The organism is Vibrio sp. OPT46 (assembly GCF_015163535.1).
GTDB lineage: Bacteria > Pseudomonadota > Gammaproteobacteria > Enterobacterales > Vibrionaceae > Vibrio > Vibrio alginolyticus.
Map to the genome: position 1 here is coordinate 1 of NZ_JADDYG010000069.1, position 2,797 is coordinate 2,797.

A 2,797-nucleotide genomic window follows, 5' to 3' on the forward strand; every position below is an offset into this window, starting at 1 on the left:
TTTGATACTCCACCACGTCCTCCAAGAACATAACGCCCTGTTAAGGTGTGAGCATCGCAATACCAATGCTCCCGCATACCACCTTAAACACTAAAACCAACGCATAGTAAAAATGCCACGCGTTGCGAATCACTCTTAAACAGTTTGTTATAAATATTTTTCGTAACACTGTTCAAGCTGAACTTGTCCCCAAAGTTCGCACTCTTCCTCATGGATTAACTGAAATCCATTCTTGATATAGAGTGACTTTGAAGCAGCTAAACCTGCAACTGTCCAAAGGATTATTTTGGAATAGTTTTCCTCAATACAAAAGCTAAGTGCCTGCTCAATTAGAGTTTTTCCTAAACCTTTTCCACGAGCCTTTGGGTCTACAGAAAACCAGCGAAGTTGAGCTTCAGTATTTGAGTTTTCACAAATACAAATCGTGCCGACTAATTCACCATTGAGACGAGCCAACCAAATCTTCTCTCGTTTACCGTTACGTTTTGCAAACTGAGCTAAAGGTTCTGCAACATATGCTTCAAAGGTAAAGTCATAGCCATACTCTTTCGAGTAAAGTAAGCCATGTTGCTTAACGATATGACCTAAGTCTCCCGGTTCTAATGTATTGCTAATTATCATTGCTGTTCCCTAGCGATGATTTTGACTGTATTTATAACGCCGCATTAAGGGGTGAACAACGCCACCACCCAACCTAAGCTATTGTGCCGTAAACACTAAAGTTGATTCAAACCAAAACTGCCAAGCGTTGTGAATCCCTCTTGAATGCTTTGTTAGTTGCCAAACCTAACGCTTTGATTTGATGTTAATTGCCGCTTTGCCAACACTAGTTTTACGTGTTTTAAGAAGCTCAAATCAGGCGCTGTTTCAAAGCGCCTGTCACTGAAACCACTTGGAATATACAACGCCGTAGAATACAGCCTAACAACACCAAAAAGCTCATTTGAAAAGACAATATCATAGAGTTGACTCTCAACAAGCGAACTGGCTTCTGAAACGGAAAGTCCGACCACAAAAAACCAAAGCCTGATTTGCACAATACTGAAAGGCTAAAATTTGAAATACAAAACCGAGCCAGAAACGTACGAACATTAGCCCTAAATATTCTGATTTAGCTGCGTTTTCCCCTTGGCAACTAACGCCCTGTTAAGGTGTGAGCAACGCAATACTATAGCTTCCGCATACTACCTTAAACACTAAACGCAACGCATAGCAAAAATGCCAAGCGTTGCGAATCACTCTTAAACAGATTGTTAGTTGATAGGTTTGCGAGCAGGGTATAGTTTCCGAAAATGAGTGACCCCTAAAAACTCCTTAGATGCTAACTTGTAGATATCCCCTATTAGTCTCTTCATTGTACCGATTGAAGAAGCAAAATACTCTGAAGAAAGAGGTATCCTTTGCTTATTATCGGTAACACGAGCTTTTTGTCCTGCTTTTTGTACATAAACTTCATTAACATAACCTTGCCCATGAGTTAGCAAGTCTCTAGTTGCCTTGATTTCAACATATGTATCTACAATTTCTTGGTCTAATTCAATCCCAAGTGCATTTTCCAAGTAACCAAAATAATCAGCGGGGCTTGCATACATTAGCTGATGCAATTTATCTCGAATGACATTGTGATACAATTCTTCTAAGTTTTGAGCGTCTAGCAAATTCCGAAGAGGAATTGTCGAGTCATCAATTTTAACTTCAATTTCGGGTTCCGATAGTTTACTTTTCTTGCTTTGTTTCTTTATTGAATGCGATAGTCTTCGAGGTTCCTTTAAAAGGCAAAGCTCGACTATTTTTTCCAAATAAACTTCAGTAGCTGATACAGCCGATATTAAGCTATTAGAGTATAAATCATGCCTCACAGCATCCTTAAGTATCTTTACTGTTGTAGACTTACGCTTTGGTGTTGGTTTTAACGTACCATCAATATCTGGAAACTCTAAAGGCACAAAATGTTGATCTTGCCCTTTCAATTCTTCTCTGTGTTTCTGTATTGCATTCCTAGCAATCTCCGTGACCAAATATATATTGTGAAGATTGTTTATGGCATTTACATGCGGTATGTAAAATTTATTTTCTTTTTTAATCTCTTGTAAAGATATCGTTCTCATTTTTCGCTTACTTTTTTCTATCATAATTTCCTACCAACTAACGCCTTGCTAAGGTGTGAAGCACGAAATGACCAAGCCGCTGCATGGCACTTCAACACCAAAAACACCGCATACTAAAAATGCCACGCGTGCTGAATCACGCTTAAGCAACTTGTTAGCTTTCTAGCCAACGAAATACGCTGACTCATTTTCTGCAAACAAACACTCTAAAGGGTAAGGTAGCTCAAGCTTTGGCAAGTCACCCTTTGAAAACCATTTTAAAGACACCGTTTCACCGTCGGTTGCAGTTTGTAACTGACTGTCTACCATACATTTAAACATAATTACGGTGTACTCAACTTGATCACCATTTGGATAGGTGAATCCAAAACCCTCACCACCAAATACTCCGAGTAGACGCTCTACTTTAACCGCTAAACCTGTTTCTTCACGAACTTCCCTAACCAATGCTTGAACTGGGGACTCTTGAGGCTCAATCATTCCAGCTGGAAGGCTCCATGTGTTATCTGATTTCTGCTGAAGTAGCAACTCATGGTTCTCATTTAATATGACACCCGCTACGCTAGGGATAAGTAGCGGCATAGTTCCAATTTTGGAACGGATTTCTTTGATATAGTCACTCGCGCTCAATTTTCCTCCTTGAAAGCTAACGCCCTGTTAAGGGGTGAGCAACGTAATACCGAAGCCGC

3 protein-coding genes are annotated in these 2,797 nt (G+C 39.9%); all 3 read right to left on the reverse strand.

The annotated features are described in order from the left end of the window. Window positions 1-147: 147 nt before the first annotated feature. The 3 genes from IQR33_RS02820 to IQR33_RS02840 all read right to left on the reverse strand — a co-directional run bounded on the left by IQR33_RS02820 (window position 148) and on the right by IQR33_RS02840 (window position 2,738). Window positions 148-621 (reverse strand): GNAT family N-acetyltransferase, encoded by a 474-nt coding sequence (locus IQR33_RS02820; RefSeq protein WP_182039457.1) that lies wholly within the window; start codon window positions 619-621, stop codon window positions 148-150. 632 nt (window positions 622-1,253) lie between these two features. Continuing rightward, the gene (locus IQR33_RS02830) at window positions 1,254-2,132 is read right to left on the reverse strand and encodes a hypothetical protein (protein ID WP_182039458.1); all 879 of its coding nucleotides are present in this window, start codon (window positions 2,130-2,132) and stop codon (window positions 1,254-1,256) included. Between the two features lie 138 nt (window positions 2,133-2,270). Further along, window positions 2,271-2,738, reverse strand: coding sequence for an NUDIX domain-containing protein (locus IQR33_RS02840; protein ID WP_158156591.1), 468 nt, complete (start codon window positions 2,736-2,738; stop codon window positions 2,271-2,273). Window positions 2,739-2,797 lie beyond the last annotated feature (59 nt).

Bases quoted from the DNA above. Each gene is read 5' to 3' on its own strand.
- IQR33_RS02820 (WP_182039457.1), bottom strand. From the start codon at position 621: ATGATAATTAGCAATACATTAGAACCGGGAGACTTAGGTCATATCGTT.
- IQR33_RS02830 (WP_182039458.1), bottom strand. From the start codon at position 2,132: ATGATAGAAAAAAGTAAGCGAAAAATGAGAACGATATCTTTACAAGAG.